The sequence below is a fragment of the Gardnerella sp. c10Ua_244 genome (assembly GCF_055818055.1).
Genome location: NZ_JARFVS010000001.1, coordinates 90,800 through 113,273, shown reverse-complemented (window position 1 = coordinate 113,273; position 22,474 = coordinate 90,800). Strand labels below are relative to the sequence as shown.

The window sequence follows — 22,474 nt, the reverse complement described above, 5'->3', positions numbered from 1 at the left end:
ATTACTGGCGTTGCTATTTTTCTCGTATGTAATACCCAGATGATACACTACGGAAAGTATGCTAAAACAAAGTAGAATTTTCTCAGTTTTTGTATCAGCTGCCGCTGCAGCTTCAATGCTTACTGTTATGGTGCCATTCGCCATGGCAGAATCTTCGCATGAGCTTTCCGACTCAGCTGTCACTTCTACGCGCGCATTTCCAAAGGTGACGAATGTGCGTCGCGATATTTTAACTGAATCTACTTCTACTGATGTCGACGCAAATTCCCATTGGGGTGGTATAGAAAGCTTGAATGTACCTCAAACTAAGACTCCTAGCGAACAAGCTGCTGAAACGGCACGCCGTGCTTTTGCTGGAAATGCCGCTGCAAGCCGTTCTGGTTTCCGCAGTGGTGCTGAGCAGGTTCCTCTTGCTTCTGTAGTTCCTCCTGACGGTAAGTCTGTTGCCTCTCTTTTGAATTTTGCTACTCAATTCTTAGGCAAAGTTCCGTATCGTAGTGGTGGCAATACTCCTGCTGGATGGGATTGCTCCGGTTTTGTGCAGTATGTTTTTGCTAGTGTTGGTGTTTCTTTGCCTCGTACTTCTGGAGCGCAGGCAACTGTTGGAACCCCAATCCCAAGTTTGGCTCAAGCGCAGCCTGGAGATATTATCGCGAATGCGCAGCATGCTTCTATTTATGTTGGTAACGGCATGGTAATTAATTCGCAGCTTGCTGGCACTAAGTACGATCCTATCCGCTGCGTGTTCCCAGGCGGATACTCTATTCGTCGCGTTCTGTAGTTTCTATAGCTTCTGTAGAGTTTCTGTAGTCATATATCGCAAAACTGGCCAACACTCAATCTAAAATTACGCTACAATAGTATTTACAAGTTGTGCGCGAGTGACGCTGCTGTCGCAAGTGCAAGTATGAGGAGGTTGGCAATGATCCCAGAAAAAGCTGTATTGGTTGGAGTTGACGGCTCGCACGCGAGCTATAAAGCGGTTTGGTGGGCTGCAAATTACGCAAAGCATGCTGGGTTGCAATTGCAAATTGTTTGCGCTTATTCGTTGCCGAGTTATGCTGCTGTTTCTTTTGATGCCACTTACACTGCGATTGGTGACGATAATGCAGCTCATCACGATGCACAAGAAATTCTATCTAAAGCAAAAGCTGTTGCTCTTGAGCAGGGTGTTGACGCGACTACGCTAATTGTTACGGGCGATCCTTCTTCGGTTTTCGTGGAGCTTTCTCGTAACTATCAGCTTATTGTGATTGGCAATCGCGGCAAAGGTGGCTTGGCAGAGCGTTTGCTCGGCACAACTAGTTCTTCGCTTCCAGCTTATGCGTATTGCCCAATTGTGGTTGTGCCTTACACTGACGATGACGGTCAGCGTATTCATTTGAATAATACGATTACGCGTGTGGCTGTTGGCTCTGACGAGTCGAAGTGGGGGCTTAAAGCTCTTGAAATTGCGGCTGATTTGGCGGATAGCTGGCATGCTGAGCTTGATGTTATTTCTGCAGTGCCAAGAGTGCAAGGTGCTGAGGGCGATACCGCTGTTATGGGCTCGTACATGGAGGATCTTGAGGAGCGCGTGAAGCCAATTTTGCAGCGTTTGCCGGATTTGCAAATTCATCGAACTGTTGTGCCTGGTTCTGCTGTTGAAGCTTTGACTCAAGCTAGTTTGAATCATGATCTTGTGGTTGTTGGTTCTCGCGGTCGCGGTGGCTTTACCGGTTTGCTGCTTGGCTCGATTAGCCAGGGATTGTTGCAGCATTCTTCGAGGCCTGTGTACGTTGTGCCGCGCAAGTATGTGGAATTTAGTGCAGCTCAGGTTGCGGCAGCGCAAAAGCAGCATTCTGAAGCGTCTATTGACGATATTTCCGGAGTGCATGAGGTTGATGTGCCGAAGGCTGGTAAAGAAGCTGCTAAGGAGATTGAACAAACAATCGATCCGCTGCGATAATGCAACGACTGCTTGGGATAACGCTCGCGTTGCTGCGACGACCTGCTTGAGCGCAGCACAGCGCGCGCGAAAGCAACTCGGAGCGCCGAGCTTGCTTAGGGTTGAAAGCACGGTGTGCTTTCAACGCAAGCGAGGTCTGCCTTCGTCTCGATTGACGAAGGCAGGGCAGGTTAGTGTGGTTATGCTTTAGAAACTAGGTTGTGTTTTGTGTGCGCTGACGACCTGCTTGAGCATTGAATTACTAGCGTTGACTTGCTTTCTGCGCGCGTGTCTCATTTTGCCCATTTTGAGACACTGGTGCAGATGAGTTACTGCGTTATTGTCTCTGTTTGGTTGTTTTCGGACATTAGTGCAGATTGCGTACTGCATTAGGGTCTCATTTTGCTTGTTTTGAGACATTCGTGCAGATTGCGCTCGCGCTGATTACGCTCGCGCGCGAAACTCGCGTTGGAAGTCCACTGGACTTCCAACTTAAGCGAGTTTCCGCTCCGAATTGCCTTCGCGCGCTAAAATCGCAGCGCGAAAGCAGGTCGTCGCGCTGCGCGCGTGTCTGAAGACCGGCGTAGTGAAACATTTGCCGGAGTTTTTACTGGCGTTTGTTGTTGGTTTTGCCGAAGCTGACCACATTTGCCGGGGATTTTATCCCACATTTGGAGCGCGCAGGTCATCTAGTCTTGCGGCTTTTGCGGCTCTTGCGACTCCGCTTCAGTATTCTCGCGCTTTTTCAGCATAAAACGCGCGCGCCTGGCATCTCGCTTAGCTTTCTTTTCAGCGAGCTTTTCTTTATTCATCTCGATTGCGCGCTTGTAAATCTTAAGCAGCTCACGCGCTTGGCTCTTAAAATCGTTATTTTTCGAATACTCGAGCACGTTCGCCTTAAGCTGAGCCTGCTCAGCCTCGCTCATATTCAAAACTTTACTAAAAACAGTTTTAAAATCTTCCTTAGTATCCCACTGATACCCGTTTTGACCGCTGATAATCTGCTTCTCATTCGGTACATCATGCTTTACAAGCGCAAACAGACCGGAAGCCATTGCTTCTAACATCGAAAGTGAGTGCATTTCGGAAAGTGATGCGGTTGTGTAGTAGTCCATTGCGTGCAAATACTTTGGAATTTCCGTGTGAGCAATAGGCCCAAGCAAGCAAATTCTGTCGTCAAAACCATTATCTGCCACGCGCTTGCGCAACGATTCCAAATCAGGACCGCCGCCAATAACAAATAAGCGCGCTTTTTCGCGAGGAAAATCGCAATACATAAAGTTGTCAATTAATTCTGAAATATTTTTTTCAGCGCCGATTCTACCAACGAAAACAAACAGCTTAGTAGAGTCAGAAACGCCATATTTTTCGCGGAAAGCTTTGCGGAATGCAAGTCGCTCAGGCGTTGGTAGGAACTTTTTATATTCCACAGCATTATTCAGCACAATTACTTTTTTATCAACCTTCTGACGGTCAATATATGCCTGTGCTTTAGGAGACATGCTCGTAATAATTGTGGCATTTTTCGAGAATCGCATAAAATATTTCGCCGAAATATTGCGAGAGAACTCAGTAAAATGCTTTAAGCCAATGTAAAACAGGAATTTATCGTATTCTGTATGAAGCGTGTAAATAACGGGAATATGCTCTTTTTTTGCTACTTCCAAGCCGATTTCGCCAATGCCAAATTCGTTTTGAATATGAATGACATCCGGCTTAAATTTAAGAGGAAGTTGCTTTCGCATGTGACCAATCGGAAGCGCAACGCGGTATTTGTAAAGCTTTTTAAGCAATATGCCCGGAACGTAAACAACTCCATCTTCAAGCTTGGTTTTGCGCTGTTTTTCGGAGCCGACCGTGACTACTAGCACTTCATGCCCAAGCTCTTCATACATCTTTTTGAGCATATAAGACTGTGTTGCGACGCCATTTATGTACGGTGGATACGTTTCGGTAAAAATAGCGATTTTCAAAGTTTCCTCCGGTTGCATACATGCATGCGTAGCGTCATTATTGCGCAAATATCTTGTGTACTCAATTGTGCCACACGTGGTGAATTTTAGTGTGATTTTTCGCGACTTTTGGTGCGACTTTTGGCTTATTCTAGCTGCGAACCGTAACGTTTACGCTAACTTGCGCGCCTTTTTCGAGCGTATGCTTAACAGTACAACCCCTGGAAATGTGGCGTTCCATGCGCTCTTTTAGTGCGGACGCATCTTCCTCGCTCAGCGCAGGTTTTGCCGAAGTCGCGTCAAGAGTGACGTCTTCTTGAAAACGCAAGTATGCGCCTTCCTCCGCGTCGTACGTGCCGTTTACTACAACTCGCGCTCCAGCGCCCTCGCCAATAGCGTGTTCTGCAGCGTACTGGCTGCTAAGAGCTGTGCAACCAGCTAAAGCGATTTGCATTAATTCAACCGGGTTGAACATGCCTTCGCCGTGACCAAACTTCAAGCTCACACCGTCGTCGCTGTGTGCTTCCCAAGTGCCGTCCTCGTTGCGCTCTACCCATAATCTTCTAGACATTTTTGCTCCTTTGCTGTAGTCGTATTTGTTCATGTTATCGTAAGGATTGTAACTTTGCGTTCAATTGCAGAAGTTAGCGTTTTGCGTGGTATGCATATGGTTTTACGAGCGCAATTCTTTAAATTTATTAGCACTTTGTTAACATGGCAGCATGGCTTTAACAGAAGAAGAACTTGCAGCAATTCGCGCGCGTGTACCACAAAAACCGCTTTCCAGCATCCCAACTCCTTACGAGGATTTAGTGCGAAAAATCCTTACGGAAGGCACCCTAAAATCAGATCGCACAGGCACTGGTACGATTTCGCTTTTTGGTCAGCAAATCCGCTTCGACATTAGCAAATATTTCCCGCTTATCACCACGAAAACCGTGTTTTTCAAAGGACTTGCGTACGAGTTGCTTTGGTTCCTTAAGGGTTCGAGTAACGTGCGTTGGTTGCAGGAAAATGGCGTTCACATTTGGGACGAGTGGGCGGACGAAAACGGCAACTTGGGTCCTGTTTACGGTGTGCAGTGGAGGAGTTGGCCGGCGCCAACCGCGGAAAATCCAAACCGCACAATCGACCAAATCGCAAACGTGCTGGATCTTATGAAGAATCACCCGGATTCTCGTCGCATGATTGTTAGCGCTTGGAATCCTGCGGAAGTTGAGCATATGGCGTTGCCGCCTTGCCATTCGCTTTTCCAATTTTACGTTGCTGACGGCAAGCTTTCGTGCCAGCTTTACCAGCGCTCTTGCGATATGTTCCTTGGCGTGCCGTTTAACATTGCGTCTTACTCGCTTTTGACGATGATGATGGCTCAGCAAGCAGGTCTTGAGCCGGGCGAGTTCGTGTGGACGGGCGGCGATTGCCATATTTATGACAATCACGTTGAGCAGGTGCTTGAGCAGCTTTCGCGCGAGCCGTACCCGTATCCGCAGCTTGAAATTCGTAAGGCGGATTCGATTTTTGATTACGATTACAGCGATTTTAAGGTGGTTGATTACAAGCATCATCCGACGATTAAAGCACCGGTTGCGGTGTGATTGATTGCAAATTATTTTGCTTGATTTTGCTTGATTTAGTTTAATTTTTAGCTTGTTTTAGCGTGTGAGGTGCGTATATGGCAAACAGCGTGTCGCATAATTTCCCTGTGCGACTGATTTGGGGCGAGGCTTCTGGTTTGGACGGCAAGCCCGGCGCTATGGGCGTAAACGGAGGCATGCCGTGGCGACTTTCGCCGGATTTGCGCTATTTTAAGGCGATGACTATCGGCTGCCCTGTGATTATGGGTCGCGGTACATGGGATGCGACGCCTCCGAAATTCCGTCCGCTTCCGGGTCGCGAAAATATTGTTGTTACGCATAATCCTGATTTTGTAGCAGATGGAGCGCGTAGTTTTACTAGCATTGACGCGGCTTTGGATTACGCGCGCGAATGGCTGGAAAATAGGGAAGTGCTGGAAAGTCAGGAAAGCGTATCTCAAAACGTATCTCAAGACTCGCCTCAAGATGGCCCAGCAATCTGGGTTATTGGCGGAGCTGCGATTTTGCGCGAAATGCTTGCGAATTATCACGCAGACGCAGCTTACGTAACGCAAATTGATGCGAAAGTTGCAGCGGACACATTTGCTCCGAATATTCATGCATTAGTTGATGCAGGAAAATGGCATGTTGTGCGCGAAGGCGAGTTTGAGGAAGCGCCGCTAAAAGTTGGTAGCGAAAGCAATCCTGCACGATACCGGTTTATGGTATATGAGCCTGCTTAGTAAACGAGAAATCGCAAAGTAAACGAGACAGCAAAATAAACGAGGAAGCATGACTGAAGAATCAAGCAAAATCAAGGTAGACGCACGTCACCCATACACTGTTATGACGGTTTGCACAGGCAATATTTGTCGCTCGCCAATGGCGGAAATTGTGTTGCGCAACGAGTTTCAATTGAGGGGATTGGGCGACGTTGTTGCCGTGCGTTCCAGTGGTGTAAGCGACGAAGAGTACGGAAATCCGATTGACCGTCGCGCGCAAAGGGAATTAACTAAGCGCGGATACAGGCTTCCTGCGTCGCATTTTGCGCATCGAATTGAAGCGGATGAGATTGCGGAAACGAACCTGTTTTTGCCTATGACGGCTTCGCATATGCGTTCGCTTTTGCGTTTGCTGCCGGCGCAAAAACGCGAACTTGTGCACATGTACCGTGCGTTTGACCCGTCACTTCCTAAGCCGCAGTCTGGTCGCGAGATGTTGCTCGACTTGGCAGATCCGTGGTACGGAGGTCCTCGCGAATTTGAGGTTGCGATGGATCAGGTTGAGCAGTGTGCGCCTTATATCGTCGATTGGGTTGCCACGCGCATTGAGAGGGCTTGAAAGCGGCAGAAACTTTACAGCCGCGCGCAGTTTATGTCGTTTGCGCGCCAAAAAGCGGTAGAAACTTTATGTGCGTGTAAAGTAATGGTCGGTTGTGCGCTTGAAAGTCCAGTGGACTTCCAACGCGAGTTTCGTAAGCGAACGCTTATAGCGCGAGCGTTTTCTCACGTTTGCGAATATAGTTTAAATTTGTAGGTATAGTTTTACAGGCATCAATTACCGCTCTGTTACTTTTAGTTGGGAGGATTTATGGCAGATTTGGCTGTCGAAGACGTGCGCGCTCGCGTGCAAAACGCCTGGAATGACGTAGTTTCCGTGCTGAATAAGAAGATTTCGCTGGCTGCGGTGTCAGCTAAGGGCATTGCTGGCGAGCATATGCGCAAGTCCGCGCAATACGTGGCTGGGGTATTGCGTGAGGTTGGTATTGACGCGCGCGTCGAGCAGTCCACGAATCCGGACGGCACTCCTGGAGCTTTCGAAGTGGTCGGCTCGCGCATCGTAAACCCAAGCGCGCCAACGGTTTTGCTCTACGCGCATCACGATGTGCAGCCAGTGCCGGACCCATCTGAGTGGGAAACCAACCCATTTGAAGGCACAGAGCGCGACGGTCGCCTCTATGGACGCGGCTCAGCCGACGACGGCGGCGGAATCGCAATTCACTACGGAGCTTTGCGCGCACTGAGCGACGATTTGCGCGTAAATATTAAGGTTTTCATCGAAGGCGAAGAAGAAATGGGCTCGCCAAGCTTCATTCCTTTTATCGAGTCGCATAAAGCCGAATTTGAATCAGACGTAATTATCGTTGCCGACTCCGGCAACTGGTCCGCCGAAATCCCAAGTCTTACAACGAGTTTGCGCGGAAATACCGACGTGGACGTGAAGGTTAAAGTGCTCGGCCATCAAGTGCATTCCGGTCAGTTTGGCGGCCCGATTTTAGATGCTTACACGCTCGCTTCCATGCTTATTGCCTCGCTTTACAACGAGGCTGGCGATCTGGCAGTGCCTGGAATTGAAGCACAGGAGCCGGTTGGCGGTTTGCAGCGCGATTTGGACGAAGCGCAAGTGCGTGCCGACTCTTCCGTGGTCGATTCTTATAAGCTTGCCGGCACCGGTTCTCTCGCAGCGCGCATGTGGACTAAGCCGAGCTTGACGGTAATCGGCATGGACGCACATCCTGTTGAGGGCAGTTTTAATGTGATTGCGCACGAAACTAAGTTGCGTCTTTCGCTTCGTACCGCGCCTTCGCAGCGTCCGGAAGAAGCGCAAAAAGCTTTGTGCGACTTCTTGGTATCTCACGCGCCTTTTGGTGCAGAAGTTACTGCAGAGCCGATTGATAACGGCATGGGTTGGGCAATGGATCCGGATGCTGTTGCAACGAAGGATGCGCTCGCTTCTATGCGCGATGCTTTCGGCGTGGAGCCGGTAAATAAGGGCGAGGGTGGTTCGATTCCGTTTATTCCGGAGCTTCAGCGCATCTTCCCGAAGGCGCAGGTGCTGGTGACGGGTCCGGAAGATCCTAAGTCCAATGCACACAGCCCGAACGAGTCGATTTCGCTTTCTGGTTTGCGCGGAAATATTGTGACGGAAGCGCTGCTTTTGGATCGATTGGGCGAGTAATTCTGGCTAATTTTGCGCGCAGGCGGCATAAACTTTGCAACGCTGTAAAGTTTCTGCCGCTTTTTGCTGCGTAGCCGACTTTTTCTTTACACGCGCGTAAAGTTTCTGCCGTTTCCTCCGCGTCTGCATGCGTCTAGTCTGTTGAGTAATCTGCAAACATGACATGGAATCCATTTGCAAAGAAAACTGCCAATAATGAGGGCGCGTCTACTCCTTCGTTGCAAAAGAAAGTAGCGGATGCAGAATCGTCTGTAGCGACGAAATCTCGCGAAAAAAACGCGCCGACTCCTAAGCGCAACGCTGCTCAGGCGCAAAAGCTTCGCCCACTAGTACCAGCAGATCGCAAGGAAAGCGCAAAACGCGCGCGTGCTCGTCTTCGCGAATCTGAGAATTTGCAATACAACGCAATGCGCACTGGCGATTTGGCGCATATGCCAAAAATTGAGCAGCTTCCGTGGCGTGTGTATATTCGCGATTACGTGGATGCTCGAATTAATATTGGCGAGTTTTTCATACCAGTTGCAGTGCTGATTATGATTTGCTTGTTTGCGCTATCTAAGTTTGTGATTGTTTATTTTGTTTTTGCAGTGTTCTTGTACGCGTATTTGTTTGCATCTGTAATTGACATGTTTGTTATGTGGCGTAAGTTGCGTAAGGAGCTGATTCGTCGTTTTGGTGATGTGGCTGTGTCGCGCAAGTCGCGTTCCGGCATGTACGCATTCAGCCGCGCTATGCAGCTTCGTCGCTGGCGTTTGCCTAAGCCGAGTAGCGCAAAGCGTGGTAACTGGCCGAAGTAAGTGCAGAAATAAGTGCAAATTTATTAATATTTGCACAAGCTACTATTATTATTTGAGATACTCAAAATAACGCGAATATCATGGGGTAAACGCATGGCACAAGATAAAGCACAAAGCAAATCGCAAGGCGCGTCTCAGAGCGCGACGCAAGGTATGAAGAAGCCTAAGAAAAAGCAGGGCATGTTCTCGCAGATTATACGTATTTATAAGTACACGCATTCTGACGATAAGCAGCTGCCTTTGTGGTTGTCTTGCGCGTTTGCTGCACCGATTTTGGTTGCTGTAATTCTTGGAATTGTATCTCGTTGGTCCATTTTGATGTGGATTATGATGTTTATTACAGCGGTGATGCTTGGCTTGCTGCTGTTTACTGTTGTGCTTACGAAGCGTGCAGATAAAGTTGGTTACGCAAAGTTGGAAGGTCGCCCGGGTGCGGCTGCTGGCATTATTTCTGCGATTAATAAGGGCGGTTTTACTTTTCCGCAGCAGCCTGTGTGGGTGGACGCGCGCACGAAGGATGCGCTTTGGCGAGGCACTGGTTTTAACGGAATTTTCCTCGTTGGTGAGGGTAATTACGAGCGTTTAATGCATGCTATGGATCGACAGGAGCACGCTATTAAAAGCGTTACTGCCGGATCTAATATACCTGTATACCGTATTGCTGTTGGTAATGGCGAAAATCAGGTGAAGCTTAAAGAATTGCGCGGAAAGGTGTTGCGCTCGAAGACGCTACAGCCTGTGAAGCACAAGTTTGCGTTGTTCGATAAAATTCATCCGAACCGCCGATTCTTCCTTACTAAGACAGAGCTTGCGATTTTGAATGAGCGTTTGCGCACGTTGCAAAGCAAGAGTGGATTTGGCATTCCGAAGGGCATCGATCCAACGCGTCCTCAGCGCATCAGCCGTCGTGCAATGCGCGGTAAGTAAATTAAGTAAATTTTAGTGTTTTAGCCTTATTGTTGCGTGCGTAAGTGGCGTTTGTTCGTCGCTTGCGCACATTTTTATTGATGCGACGACCTGCTTGAGCGCAGCACAGCGCGCGCGTTTGGAGGGTTGGCGTCGACGCAGTGCCGTACAATCGTCAATCGACACGGGTGCTCTGTGTTATCTCGCTTATGCAAGCGCGAACATTCAGAGCTGAGAGAAAACCGCTTGAACGTGAATCCGGGTAATACCGGCGCACGGAGGTCTGTTTTTCCCGTGCCTGGAGAGGTGTTGCAAGGTTTCTTTGTAACGCAAAGTATTGCATGTAACGCATCACGATGTAACGCGTTTGACGCACAACATCGTAATGTACACATGTAACGCAAAATATTGCATTGCGCACAATGTAACGCATTGCAACACGTAACAAGAAAGGCACATTTTTATGTCAGAAGAAAATTATCAGTCCAACATGCAGTGGCGTGTTGCAGACATCGCAGTTGCTTCCGTAATTGGCGTTGTTTCTGCTTTTATTTATTGGGTTGTTGCCATTTTTAGTGAGGTTCCATGGACTGCGCTAAACAGCATTCTTCCAGGTTTTGCAGGTCTTATTAACGGTCTTTGGCTCTTCGCTGCTCCTTTGGCCGCAGTAATCGTGCGTAAGCCGGGTGCTGCTATTTACGCTGAAGTCGTAGCTGGCGTGCTCGAAGCTTTGATGGGCAATCAGTGGGGTGGTGCTGAAACCTTCGCTATTGCAGTGGTTCAGGGTTTGTTTGCTGAAATTGCGTTCATTATTTTCGCTTACAAGAAGTGGAATTTGAACACAATGATTCTTTCCGGCGCATTGACTGGTATTGGTTGCTGGGGTTACACCTTCCTCGGTAAGTTGCAGGCTGTTAGCGTATTCGGCAAGTATGGTCTTCCATACTTCGCCAGCACAGTGGTTTCCGGAATTGTGTTTGCTGGTGTTTTAATGTGGTTCTTGTATGTGGGAATCGCTAAGACCGGCGCGTTGGATCAGTTTGTGTCCGGTCGCGAAATACGCGAAAAATAGCGAATAACGTATTAAGAAATAACTAAAATCTATCATTGCCATAAAGGATTTACTATGCCTGATGCTACTCAATCGCAAGAATCTGAAACTTTCCTTCCAACAGATTTAAGTGATCGCAAGAGTATCAGCAACGCTAGTGACGCAAGTAGAGCTAGTGATAACGCTTCTAACGCAAGTAACGCTGAACTTCGTTTTGAGAATTGGGGTTATCGTCATGCTTCCCGTCGCGCTTTTGCTGTGCGCGGGTTGGACCTCACGATTAAGGCGGGGCAGCGCGTGTTGCTGCTTGGTGCATCAGGCATCGGTAAATCCACGATTTTAAGCGGCGCGGCAGGTCTTATTGGCAATGATTTTGTGGCGAAAAATAGCGCAAAATCCCAGCAAACCACTCTCGTCGAAGATGCCGATGGTGGCGTGAGTGAGGGTTGCGTTTTGGTTGACGGCGTGCCAGTTCGACGTGCGCGCGGTCGAGTTGGTTTGGTTTTGCAAGATCCGGATGCACAGGCGATTTTCCAGCGTTTGGGGGATAACGTTGCGTTTGGTCCGGAAAATATGAACGTTCCGCGCAGCGAGATTTGGGATCGCGTGCGCAAAAGTCTTAAAGAAGTTGGGTTGGATGGCTTGCAATTGCATCGCTCAACTTCGCATTTAAGTGGCGGTCAGATGCAGCGTTTGGCGCTTGCTGGCGCGCTCGCTATGCAGCCGAGTGTGCTGCTTTTGGACGAGCCGACTGCGAATTTGGATCCGGATGGCACGCAGCAGATTGTTGGTGCTGTGCGCGCGGTTTTGGATTCGACGCATGCCACGATGGTGCTTGTGGAGCATCACGCGGAACCGTGGATTGACATGATTGACCGCGTGGTTGTGCTTGGGCTTGAGAATGATGAAGCTGCGAACGGAAAAGCTGCGAACAACGAAACCGTTCACGACGACGATATTGCGCGCGCGGCTTCTTCGCGCACGGTGATTGTGGCGGACGGCACGCCAGACGAGGTGTTTAATCGCACCGATTTGGACTTTGAGGATCTGGGTATTTGGCTTCCGGAACGCTACAAGAAAAACGTAAAATCTTCTGCAAATGAATCTTCCGTAAGTAATTCTTCCGCAAATGCAGAATCTTCTGAAAAATATTACGAAAACTGCAGTCCAGCAGAAGGCTACGGAGAAGTGCTACTTTCCACGAAGGACCTCGCAATCAGCCATAATAGCGAGCCGATTGCGCGTCACATCAACCTTGAGTTTAAAGCCGGACAGATTACGGCTTTGGTCGGCGCGAACGGTGCTGGAAAATCAACGCTTTCGCTCACTTTGGCTGGTCTTTTGCCGGCAGTAAGCGGCGAGGTTGTGGCGAGTGATGCTCTTGCTCAAGGCGCGAATGGTACGGATCCAATGAAGTGGAAGTCGCCTGATTTGGCGAAGCGCATTTCGTACGTTTTTCAGAATCCGGAGCATCAGTTTGCGTGTGGTTCGGTGTTGGATGAGGTTATGTTGGGGCCGCTTCGCACGGGTGTTTCGGCGGATGAGGCGCGCGCGAAGGCTCAGGAGTTGCTGAAGCGATTCCGTCTGGCTCGTTACGCGAAGGCGAATCCGTACACGCTTTCGGGAGGTGAAAAGCGTCGTCTGACTGTGGCGGCGTCGCTTGCTGCGGCTCCGCGTGTGCTGATTTTGGACGAGCCGACTTTTGGGCAGGATCGCAAAACTTGGTTGCAAATTATTCGCTTGATTGCAAGCCTTCGTAGCGAGGGTGTGAGCATTATTGTGGTGACGCACGACCGTGAGCTGGTTGAGGCGTTGGGTGCGCGCTTGGTTGAGCTTGTGCCGGATGTGAAAGCTGAAGCTGCTGAAATGAGTGCTGCTGAAGTGAGTGCTTCCGAAGTGAAATCTTCCGAAGCGCTTTCCGCAACTACCGGTGCAACCGACATTTCGCGTATCAAAGTGAGTGCTGTAAACAATCGCGACGAGGAAGCGAAGCTTTCCAGCAAATCGCCACTTCTTGCGTCAATTAATCCAGTATTTCGTATTTTTGGAGCGTTTGCGGCTTCGATTCCGCTGCTTTTTACGCTTGATTGCGTTTCTGCTTCGGTTGCGTTGCTGCTGGAATTTGTGATTTTTGCGTGCATTAAGCTTCCGCCATGGCGTGTGATTCGCCTTTCGTGGCCTGTGTGGGTGGGCGCGCCGACTTCCGCGCTCACTGTGTTGCTATACGGCAAAAGTGGCGGAAATACTTGGTTCCAGTGGTGGCTGATGCATGCTACGGATCGTTCGGCTATGTTGGCTGTTGCAACTTCGCTTAGGATTTTGGCGATTGGCGTGCCGTCGATTGTGATGGTGATTGGGCTTGATGCTACGGATTTGGCGGATGCTTTCAGTCAGGTGCTACATTTGCCGGATCGATTCGTGTACGGCGGTTTGGCTGGAATTAGGCTGTTTGGCGTGCTGCAGGATGATTGGGCGGCGCTGACTGCGTCGAGGCGTTCGCGCGGTTTGGGTGATGAGCATCGCGTGAGGGCGTTCTTCCCGCAGTCGTTTGCGCTGCTTGTGCTTTCGATTCGACGTTCGACGACGCTCGCTACTGCTATGGAAGCACGCGGTTTTGGGGGAGTTGGTGCGCGTTCGCACGCTAGGGTGAGTCGTGTGCGTGCACGCGACTGGTGGATTTTTGCTGTGTGCGCGATTGTGCCGTCGGTTGCTGTTGCGGCTGCGCTTTACTTCGGCACCTTCGCCTTCCTCGGCGGCGCGTGAGTTTTTCTGTGCGCGCGATGGCTGCTTTTGATAGCGGCTTTTGCTAGCGGCGCGTTATTTCCTTTACACGGCTGTACAGTTTCTGTCGTTTTTTCACGCGCAAACGACCTTTCCTTTACACGGCTGTACAGTTTCTGCCGCTTTTTGCTTCGCGTTCCCAGTCACAATCTAGTTTCTAAAGCACAACCACACTAACCTGCCCTGCCTGCGTCAATAAAGCCGCAGGCAGACCTCGCTTGCGTTGAAAGCACACTGTGCTTTCAACGCTAAGCAAGCTCGGCGCTCCGAGTTGCTTTCGCGCGCGCTGTGCTGCGCTCAAGCAGGTCGTCGCGCATCCTCACTAGCGTGTATACTTTCTCGAGTTGCGGGCCTGTAGCTCAGTGGATAGAGCGTCTGCCTCCGGAGCAGAAGGTCGTGGGTTCGAATCCCATTAGGCCCACTTTTGATTTTCTACTTTTGGTCGTGCCTGTCTATTCGTTGCTTTTCGTGTAGTGTTTTGTAGAATATTTGCATATGCGCTGGTGCATTTAAAGAGTCATCGAATGCTATTGGGGTAGTATTCGCAAAAATAAAAGATATTTATCCATAGTTTGGAAAAGGGGAATACATAGTATGGACAATCAATGCGATTCGGGTATAAAGAAAACATGTGCAATTAGTAAATTGCCTGTGAAGCTTTCGTCAATAGATCAGATAAAACATCTTAAGAAGCAAGGTATAACTTTTAACAAACAATCTGAAGATTCTGCAATTTCCTACCTTTCAATCTTCTCATACTATTTTGAGACTTGTTCATATAAAAAATTGTTTAGCAAGAGAGTTGGTGGATCTAGAAACGGTCAGTATATTGACTTGGATTTTGATCAATTATGCAAAATAGAGCAGCTTAATAGGATGTTTCAAATACTTTTGCTTCTAATAACTTTAGCTATAGAGCATGAGGCAAAAGTTAAGTTAATGAAAATGTTTACTGAAAATCCTGAAGAAGATGGATACTCCATTGTTGAAGATTACATGTCTAGTCTTTATAACGATGACCGCAAAATACTAATTGCTGAATTAGAACGACTTAAAGATGGGAAATATAGCAGAGAATCGGCGGCAAAGTATACAGGTGGAATGCCAATTTGGGTATTTGTTGAAGGTATTACATTTGGAACATTGTTAAGATTTTATCGTTTTTGCGCAAAAAGATGGGGTAGTAGAGAGATGCAGAAGGAGCATCACTTATTGTGCAGGGTAAAATCCGTCCGTAATGCTTGTGCTCATTCTAATTCAATATTGGATGGAATTACTGAAAAGAGTTTTGACAACGTGCTTTTGCTTGAAGAAGTAAGTAAAGCTATTGAAGCTGTAGGGTTCAATAAGCGTGCGAGGCGATCGAATATGTGTAATGCGAAGATGAAAGAAATAGTGATAACTGCATATATGTATAAGAGATTTTTGTCTAGGAATTATCAATGTGATGAATGCGTGAATGATCAAAAAAGCATTATTAGATACATTGCAGGAGGATTTATAAAAAAGGCATCTGAGTACACAAAAGAGTATGATAAAGCGAGTAAATTTAACTCATTGCTTGCTTTTATTTGTACTGTTATTGACAGTTGGATATGTGAAAGATAGAATTGAAAATGCTTGAAAACCTTAGGGTTTTGGGGGGCGGAAGTGCGAGAGTGCATCTGCCCCGATTTTTTTTTGCGCGCAAACGACTTTTTCTGTACACGGCTGCACAGTTTCTGTCGGATTTTCTTGCTGACGCGACGACCTGCTTTCGCGTTGCACAGTATATATAGCATGGCATATAGTGACGAATCTCACACAGTATATAGCGACGAAGCACACAGAATACAGCAGCGCAGCACACAACACACACAGCATATACCAGCACAGCATATAGCGGTGCGATGCATGCGTTATAACAACATGTAGTGCTTTGGGTTGGGGAAGTGGTCGGTTTTTAGACACGCCGAAGATGCGATTTTTGCGTTTTGGCGTCGGAAATTATGCGTTATAAATGCGTTTTACAGTAGATTTTTTAGCGATATTCGCGAATTATAGAAATTTTTTTATATGCACAATTATAATACGTGTTTTGCTTGAAATCCTTCATGGGGGGGGGGGTATAAATATTAGAGGCTTTTGGCAACCATGCTTGCATATAGGGCATAAGGGTATGTTATACTGACTACCTGTGGTTGGCTCTGTCTATGGTATTTGCAGTAGTGAGTGCACAAGATTTTAGTGCACCGAGCATTGGCATCGCATGCAGGTTGAGTGCGTGAAGTCTTAAAGATTAGAGAGTTGGAATTTGAGATATACTGCGGCTTGTGCAGCAGTGGAGGACTAGGAAGGCGAGAAAATGTTACCAGCAAAGTTCCGTGGATTCGCATCACGCGTGGGTCGTCTTGCGTCGCGCGCTTTGGTCTGGCGTAAGACCAGTGCTGATGGCGCTGTTCGTACTTCCAGCACCGCAGTTATTTCTTCCAGCAATGCCAATACTTTTGGCACCGCCAACACTTCTTTCGACAATGCAGTCACTTCCCAGCAGCGCAGCTACTTCCGGCAGCGTCACCATCGCTCGCGCACCATGCCCAGCACACACACTCTTCGTCGCGCGCTCTTCGCAATGCTCGTATCAGCCGCCACCATAGTAACCATGCTCATAGTGCCGCCGGTAAAAGAAGCAAATGCAGCTAATGTTAGTTGGGATTACATTGGTAATGGATATATTTCTCCTAACTCTGTTGCGAGTTGGGATGTATATAGGGATTTCGATGTTCAGCCGCCAGATATAAATACGGTAACCGTTAATGGAAAGAAAACGACAACTATTACTTGGAATGTTCTTTTTAACGCAAATGGATGCAGAATTAAAAAAATAGAAAATCCAGGTGCAGTGTGTAATGATGACAATTTTGGACATGCATATGGTGGTAGACCTGATTTTTATCTTATTCTTCCAAAAAACATCAAGGATAATACTATAAGAATTACAAGGTATCGTACAAAATTTGTTAGCTCTGATGCTAGGGGTAAAAAGTTTGCTTGGGAAGAGCGAGGCAAAGATCAAACTCCGAGTGATTTTAATGGTGGTAGTAATGCTACGCGCTTACCGGGTGATTCTGATTATGAGAATTTCTGGAAAGCATCTGTTGAAAAATGTGGTTTAAGTACAGATGCAACATGTGAAGTCGATACATGGCGCCGAGCTGGTAATTTTGGTAGATTATTTAAATCTTGGGAACAAGATAACGATGCGGATTCTATTCGCTGGATTGTTACTGCAGAAGTTGAAGAAGGCGTTGATCCTTATAAGTTACCTTTTATGGCAGGTTGGATTTCCTACTATGGAGATAAGCATAAGTTTACAGTTTTTGGTCCGTATGATCATGATGGCGACGGCATACCAGACTTGGAAGAGTTTAAGTATGGTTTAAATCCTAAAAATGATGATGACATCCAATTCCCAAAGAGGTCTAAAGAGGACGCTGTTTACGGTGAAGTTACTTCCGTGAAACCGTATATAAATACTGGTGAGTGGGTTGGTGATTCTTATAACGGCGATTTTAAATATTATAAGGACATGCCAAATCATGGGGGCAGAACTACGTCTGAGATGATTCCAACTGATGCTGGAATAGAATTTACGTTTAAAAAGAATGAAATTGGAAATAGTGAGATACTTCCGCCCGGTGTTACTAAGACGTATAATCCTAATAATATGCAGCCTGGTCAAGCCTATATTAATCCAAGAACAGGCGAGGTTAAGTATAGTCCTAAGGCTTCTGATAGAAACAAAACTATACATTTTGATGTTCAAATAAACTATCCTGATCCTAAACCTAACAATTGTAAAATGAACAATTCAATTGTGAAGGTCAAAGGCGTTGATATACACGTTGTTTCGCAGGCGTCCCGGTATAACCCTTACTATGACGATACTACAGTAAAAGCTGGTGAAGAAAAGAATTCTCCAAATCCAAAAGACAGGGGAGGGAAGAAATTCCCATCTGGCACTAAGTTTAAGGCAGAAATTTATAATAGGTATCAAAATCCACCAACTTGGGCAAAGATTAATAACGAGTCCACTGGTGTTGTCACTTTCCACCCAAATAAGTGGGTTCCTGCTTCTAAAACTGGTCAGCCTGAGAAGAGACCTGTAGTTGTGCATTATCCTGATGGTTCAACTTCGAAGGATAAAGATTCTGGTAATCATGGTGATCCAGTTAATGCTCCAGTGTATGTAACAAGAGATAACCCTGGCACTGGTGACTTGCAGCTCCATATTCATAAGAACCAAAATGGTCAAGAGATTGACTACAACGATGGATTCGTATTCCGCAAGAATCGTGAAGTTAAGCCACAACCATGGATAGATTCTTGGTCAGTGCAGGAACCTGGCGATATTACTATTCGCTCTGTGTGTGCTGATACTACAAATCCTCTGAATCTTAAGTTTTATCTTAACGGTATTAATGGAATAACAATAAATGGTGAAAAACCGTGGCCTCATGCTACTGATGAGGAACAAGAAAAGTGCCGAAATGGTCAGGGCTGTGCAGCAAACAAATTATTTGATAGCACAGGCAGAACCATGGAGCGTACGCGTGGTAGCATCACAGGAAAGCCACTAAAGGTTGGCAATTACCAGTGCACTGTGTATGCTTTGAAGCCTAAAGCTTTGAAGAAATTTGAGGATGCTGCTAAAAAGAACAAAGATATTGAAAAGCAAACCGGTTCTCCTACCAATATCATTAATCCGGATACCTTCAAGGGTTTAAGAGAAGATATTGATTATACATCTAGGACTGTGCCAATTAAGGTTCACTCCGACGCGCATTATTATAACCCTCAATACGATAAGGTATATGTGCAGGCTGGTGGTAAGTCTAAAGAATCGGCTGCTCCAGTAAGCCATTCTGGTGCTAACGGCGTGAAAGGTAATGACAAGAGTCAACAGGAGCTTGTGCAGAATGGTACTAGGTTGCCAAAAGGCACTTGGTTTGAGCTAAGAACCTATCCTAAAGATAATGAACATGTTCTTACATGGTATAAATTTGTCAATAAGCAAAGTAACAAGAAATCAGGCAAGGATGAGCCTGAAGATAGTACTACTGACGCTAGATATGGCAAAGTTACTTTTTCTCCAGAAAAAACTGTAATGCTTGGTGAATATTTTGCTCCTGTAATTGTGCATTATCCAGATGGTTCCACTTCTGAAGATCCGGATTCTGGTAATCTTGGCAAGCCTGTATATGCGCCTGTAGAGGTAACTAGTCAACCGATCCAAAAAAATGATTTAAAGCTCAATGTTTATTCGCAATATGGCGGAAGACGAATTGAAAACAATGATAAAAATGGTATGCGTTTCCGTAAAGATGAAGTGTTAGGCGACGCTACTGGTAACACTAAGCCAATGTTCTTTGACTCATGGTCAAGTGCTAAGCAAGGAAAAATTTATCAGCGCATGCTTTGCTATAAAAAGAATCCACAAACTGGTAAACCTGAAAGCTATGAGATTGATGGTATTAATGGTCTGACACTTGCCGGTCGAAAAGGTAATACTACAAGCGGTGAATTTATTGATAAACAACCATCACAATGGACAAGAGCTACTGAAAAGAATAAGTATGAATGTACGGTTCATGGTAAAAACTGCAACCGTAACCTTTACTTATACGGTGATGAGCATGATACCGTAGAGCGCACTTGGGGTTGGTTACATGGCAAGGTTAAGGAAAATGGCGACTTTGTGTGCACTGTGTACGCTATTAAAGACCTTGAAAATAAAGATGGTAAGCATGGTGATTTACAAAATAAGTTTGATAAAGCTGTAAATGACTTTGTAAAGAAACCTGCTGATCGCAAGTTTGAAGAGGTTATTAAATCAGTCTTAACAGATAAGCCGGGTAGTGAAGATAGTCCTCAAGAAGCCACTCAAAGGCATATCGATTGGGATTCGGTAACCTTCCCAATTCATGTGCATAGTGATGCTCACTACTACAACCCAGAGTATAAGACTATTAGCATGGAGGCTGGTACCAAACAAGCCACTGAGGTGCCTAAGAGCAAGAAGAATGCCAACGATGCTAATACGTTGCAAGACGATGTGCGCGAAGGTGATCTACCGGACGGAACTTGGTTTAAGTTTAAGAAATCTTTAAGCTACACATTCTTTGAGGATGATCAAGATAATAAAGCTGACTCTGGTGATTCAGCTAAGAATGGCACGGGTCAGTTTGGCAAGGTGACGTTCCGACCGCACAAGTGGTTCCCTGTTGGTTCTGACAAAGTGCAGGTTATTGTGTACTATCCGGACGGTTCTACTTCTGAAGATCCGGATTCTGGTAATCTTGGTAAACCTATTTATGCGAAGGTAGACATTACGCGATCGCATGATGAGGATGCTGGTAATTTACGGCTGAATGTTGGCGATCGTGAAGGTAGCGGCGATTGGAATGATACTACCATCAAACTCACTAAGGGCGAGGAACTTAGTACTTCTAAAAAGACGACCCGTTGGCTTGATTCATGGTCCAAGTATAAGCCTGGAAAAATCAATTTGCGCACAATTTGCAATAAGATTAATTCAGACGGCACTAAGTCTCACTACCAGTCGGGCGGTATTGCCGGCATTAAGATGCAAGATGTAAAGATTTGGGATCATACTGAAGATGCGTCAGCGCAGAAAGCTTGCGAGAAGGATGCAAGTCAGTGCCACCCTGATAGGCAGCTGTACGACGATTACATTGCAAATGGTAACTCAAAAGATACCACTGAGCGTACTCGTGGGTGGATTAAAGGCAAGGCTAACGAATCCGGCGACTACGAGTGCGTAGTTTACGCGATTAAAGCAAAACAGTTTAAGAATGACAATAACGATTTGCTTGCTAGATTCGATGCAGCTGTTGGCGCACTTAACAAAGATGCAAGTAAGAATAACACTGATCCTTTGAAAGATTTCAAGTGGAAGCTTGATGGTAATAACGGCAACAAAAACGCGGTTAAAGGTGTTGACTACGCGTATCGCGCAATACCAATCCACATTCACAACGACAACCACTTCTACAACCCGAAGTATGTTGATGTGAGCGTTACGGCTGGTCAAAAGGTTGAGAATGCTGTGCCGCAAAGCGTTAAGAGTGCTAACGGTGCGGATAAATACCAGGATGTTGTGAAGGCTGGTGCGCTTCCGGACGGAACTTGGTTTGAGTTTAAGGATGCCACAAACGGCTTTGAGGTAAATGCTGACGGCACTGCTGGAAACAAGGTGTCTTTAGACTGGTCGTATTGGGCTTCTAATAACGCTGCCGATAAAACCGGTGAGCAAAGCAATAAGCCTGACAATCCTTCCAAGCAAAAGAATGGCAAGCACAGTTCCAAGGATGACGGCACTCGCTACGGCAAAGTGACCTTCCACCCAGATCAATCTGTTGCTCCTAAAGCGTACTTGAAAGAGATTGTCATCCATTACCCGGATGGCTCCACTTCGGACGACTCGGATTCTGGTAACAACGGCAAGCCTGTGTATGCGAAAGTTACAGTTGGAGGCCTCAGTGGAGCTGACAAGGATCTTAAGATGACATTGCTAAGATCCCAAGACGCTGATCCTGTTCATGACACGCTTGGTAGTGGTAATTCTCTTACTGTTATGAGCGGCACGAGCCTTACTAAGAATCCGTATGTGCTCGCGTGGAGCTTGAAGGATCGTAGCAATATTTCATTGCGTATGATGTGTGCTAAGCAAGGCGAGCAAAAGTGGAGTCGCGGGCTTGACGATACGCTCAATATGCACCTGAACCAGAATTATGGCGAAAGTGTAAAGCCGTGGGCTTTTGCAAATGCTGATCAGCGAAAGTCTTGCAGTCAAGACAGTAAGAATTGCATGGCTAACTTGCTGTATGGCTTTACGAAGGATAAAGATCCGAACAGCATAGAAAGTGCTGTGTCTCGCAGTGAAGACGATATTGCTGGCGTACCTCAAAAGGCTGGAAATTACACGTGCGCTGTGTTTGCGTTGAAGCCGAATGCGCTGACGGTGTTTAATAACACTGTTAATGGAAGTCTTATTGAAGGTAACAAGTATTCGTCTACAAATATGCAAACAACTCAGCTTGCCGGCGTAACCGTTGGAAAAGACTGGAACAGAATTGCTGTTAATGTGACCGTGATCGATCCGCCTAAATTCGCTCTGCCAAAGACCGGCGGAATGAACTGGAACGTGCTGCTTGGTGCGTTTGCTGTGATTGGCACGGGCGTGATGGCGGCTGGGTTCTTCCTTGAGCAAACCAAGTGGGGGCGCGCGATGCTCGAGGCGTTGCTGCGTAAGACACTGCTTAAAGATTTTATCTGCAAAACTGCCAAAAAGCTTCGCGCTTTAAGGCGACGTAGCGAAAGGTGGCGATGCTGATGAAAATTTTCTGCAGCTTAAAAACTGCAGTATCAACGTTCCATGTGCTGGCAATGGCATTACGCGTTACACAGTGACGTTACACAGTGACGGTAATTATGCCGACATATGGTTCGGATTTAATCTTGCTGCG

Annotated in this window: 14 protein-coding genes and 1 tRNA gene; 13 read left to right on the top strand and 2 right to left on the bottom strand. The window is 46.9% G+C overall.

All coding sequences use genetic code 11. The features are described 5' to 3' along the window. Nucleotides 1-58 precede the first annotated feature (58 nt). Both P0108_RS00440 and P0108_RS00435 read left to right on the top strand, forming a co-directional pair. Nucleotides 59-781 (top strand): C40 family peptidase, encoded by a 723-nt coding sequence (locus P0108_RS00440; protein WP_102155392.1) that lies wholly within the window; start codon nucleotides 59-61, stop codon nucleotides 779-781. Between the two features lie 141 nt (nucleotides 782-922). Next, nucleotides 923-1,948: a universal stress protein gene (locus P0108_RS00435; RefSeq protein WP_004105206.1), complete on the top strand. Its 1,026-nt coding sequence runs from the start codon at nucleotides 923-925 to the stop codon at nucleotides 1,946-1,948. Nucleotides 1,949-2,616: 668 nt separating this feature from the next. Here the strand turns inward: P0108_RS00435 and P0108_RS00430 are convergent. Together P0108_RS00430 and P0108_RS00425 are read right to left on the bottom strand one after the other, a co-directional pair. Continuing rightward, on the bottom strand, nucleotides 2,617-3,900 hold the full coding sequence (locus tag P0108_RS00430; protein WP_050770734.1) for a glycosyltransferase: 1,284 nt from the start codon (nucleotides 3,898-3,900) through the stop codon (nucleotides 2,617-2,619). 130 nt (nucleotides 3,901-4,030) lie between these two features. Then, on the bottom strand, nucleotides 4,031-4,450 hold the full coding sequence (locus tag P0108_RS00425; protein WP_102155386.1) for an OsmC family protein: 420 nt from the start codon (nucleotides 4,448-4,450) through the stop codon (nucleotides 4,031-4,033). Nucleotides 4,451-4,601: 151 nt separating this feature from the next. Here P0108_RS00425 and P0108_RS00420 point away from each other — a divergent pair, with 151 nt between their 5' ends. From P0108_RS00420 to P0108_RS00370, 11 genes are all read left to right on the top strand, one after another. Further along, nucleotides 4,602-5,474, top strand: a complete 873-nt coding sequence (locus P0108_RS00420; protein WP_116442616.1) for a thymidylate synthase — start codon at nucleotides 4,602-4,604, stop codon at nucleotides 5,472-5,474. Nucleotides 5,475-5,551: 77 nt separating this feature from the next. Then, a complete protein-coding gene (locus tag P0108_RS00415) occupies nucleotides 5,552-6,196 on the top strand; it encodes a dihydrofolate reductase (RefSeq protein WP_174143468.1) in 645 nt (214 codons plus the stop codon). Between the two features lie 49 nt (nucleotides 6,197-6,245). Continuing rightward, on the top strand, nucleotides 6,246-6,794 hold the full coding sequence (locus P0108_RS00410) for a low molecular weight protein-tyrosine-phosphatase (protein WP_116442618.1): 549 nt from the start codon (nucleotides 6,246-6,248) through the stop codon (nucleotides 6,792-6,794). Nucleotides 6,795-7,043: 249 nt separating this feature from the next. After that, nucleotides 7,044-8,411, top strand: coding sequence for a dipeptidase (locus P0108_RS00405; RefSeq protein ID WP_004105198.1), 1,368 nt, complete (start codon nucleotides 7,044-7,046; stop codon nucleotides 8,409-8,411). Between the two features lie 158 nt (nucleotides 8,412-8,569). Next, the gene (locus tag P0108_RS00400; RefSeq protein WP_004105197.1) at nucleotides 8,570-9,208 is read left to right on the top strand and encodes a DUF3043 domain-containing protein; all 639 of its coding nucleotides are present in this window, start codon (nucleotides 8,570-8,572) and stop codon (nucleotides 9,206-9,208) included. Between the two features lie 153 nt (nucleotides 9,209-9,361). Continuing rightward, the gene (locus tag P0108_RS00395; protein ID WP_102155780.1) at nucleotides 9,362-10,135 is read left to right on the top strand and encodes a DUF4191 domain-containing protein; all 774 of its coding nucleotides are present in this window, start codon (nucleotides 9,362-9,364) and stop codon (nucleotides 10,133-10,135) included. Nucleotides 10,136-10,577: 442 nt separating this feature from the next. Then, the gene (locus P0108_RS00390) at nucleotides 10,578-11,186 is read left to right on the top strand and encodes an ECF transporter S component (protein WP_076002672.1); all 609 of its coding nucleotides are present in this window, start codon (nucleotides 10,578-10,580) and stop codon (nucleotides 11,184-11,186) included. Nucleotides 11,187-11,240: 54 nt separating this feature from the next. Then, the gene (locus tag P0108_RS00385; RefSeq protein ID WP_473730669.1) at nucleotides 11,241-13,928 is read left to right on the top strand and encodes an ATP-binding cassette domain-containing protein; all 2,688 of its coding nucleotides are present in this window, start codon (nucleotides 11,241-11,243) and stop codon (nucleotides 13,926-13,928) included. A gap of 366 nt (nucleotides 13,929-14,294) precedes the next feature. Next, a tRNA-Arg gene (locus tag P0108_RS00380) sits at nucleotides 14,295-14,367 on the top strand. A 173-nt stretch (nucleotides 14,368-14,540) separates the two neighbouring features. After that, complete coding sequence (locus P0108_RS00375) at nucleotides 14,541-15,554, top strand: Abi family protein (protein WP_473730668.1); 1,014 nt, start codon at nucleotides 14,541-14,543, stop codon at nucleotides 15,552-15,554. Nucleotides 15,555-16,290: 736 nt separating this feature from the next. Further along, nucleotides 16,291-22,341 carry a Rib/alpha-like domain-containing protein gene (locus tag P0108_RS00370; protein WP_473730667.1) on the top strand — a complete coding sequence of 2,017 codons (6,051 nt, stop codon included), beginning with the start codon at nucleotides 16,291-16,293 and terminating at the stop codon, nucleotides 22,339-22,341. Nucleotides 22,342-22,474 lie beyond the last annotated feature (133 nt).

What these genes read in the sequence shown, in the direction of transcription:
- P0108_RS00405 (WP_004105198.1), top strand. Translation starts at nt 7,044, where the DNA reads ATGGCAGATTTGGCTGTCGAAGACGTGCGCGCTCGCGTGCAAAACGCC.
- P0108_RS00385 (WP_473730669.1), top strand. Translation starts at nt 11,241, where the DNA reads ATGCCTGATGCTACTCAATCGCAAGAATCTGAAACTTTCCTTCCAACA.
- P0108_RS00410 (WP_116442618.1), top strand. Translation starts at nt 6,246, where the DNA reads ATGACTGAAGAATCAAGCAAAATCAAGGTAGACGCACGTCACCCATAC.
- P0108_RS00395 (WP_102155780.1), top strand. Translation starts at nt 9,362, where the DNA reads ATGAAGAAGCCTAAGAAAAAGCAGGGCATGTTCTCGCAGATTATACGT.
- P0108_RS00425 (WP_102155386.1), bottom strand. Translation starts at nt 4,450, where the DNA reads ATGTCTAGAAGATTATGGGTAGAGCGCAACGAGGACGGCACTTGGGAA.
- P0108_RS00390 (WP_076002672.1), top strand. Translation starts at nt 10,578, where the DNA reads ATGTCAGAAGAAAATTATCAGTCCAACATGCAGTGGCGTGTTGCAGAC.
- P0108_RS00420 (WP_116442616.1), top strand. Translation starts at nt 4,602, where the DNA reads ATGGCTTTAACAGAAGAAGAACTTGCAGCAATTCGCGCGCGTGTACCA.
- P0108_RS00440 (WP_102155392.1), top strand. Translation starts at nt 59, where the DNA reads ATGCTAAAACAAAGTAGAATTTTCTCAGTTTTTGTATCAGCTGCCGCT.
- P0108_RS00370 (WP_473730667.1), top strand. Translation starts at nt 16,291, where the DNA reads ATGTTACCAGCAAAGTTCCGTGGATTCGCATCACGCGTGGGTCGTCTT.
- P0108_RS00415 (WP_174143468.1), top strand. Translation starts at nt 5,552, where the DNA reads ATGGCAAACAGCGTGTCGCATAATTTCCCTGTGCGACTGATTTGGGGC.
- P0108_RS00400 (WP_004105197.1), top strand. Translation starts at nt 8,570, where the DNA reads ATGACATGGAATCCATTTGCAAAGAAAACTGCCAATAATGAGGGCGCG.
- P0108_RS00435 (WP_004105206.1), top strand. Translation starts at nt 923, where the DNA reads ATGATCCCAGAAAAAGCTGTATTGGTTGGAGTTGACGGCTCGCACGCG.
- P0108_RS00375 (WP_473730668.1), top strand. Translation starts at nt 14,541, where the DNA reads ATGGACAATCAATGCGATTCGGGTATAAAGAAAACATGTGCAATTAGT.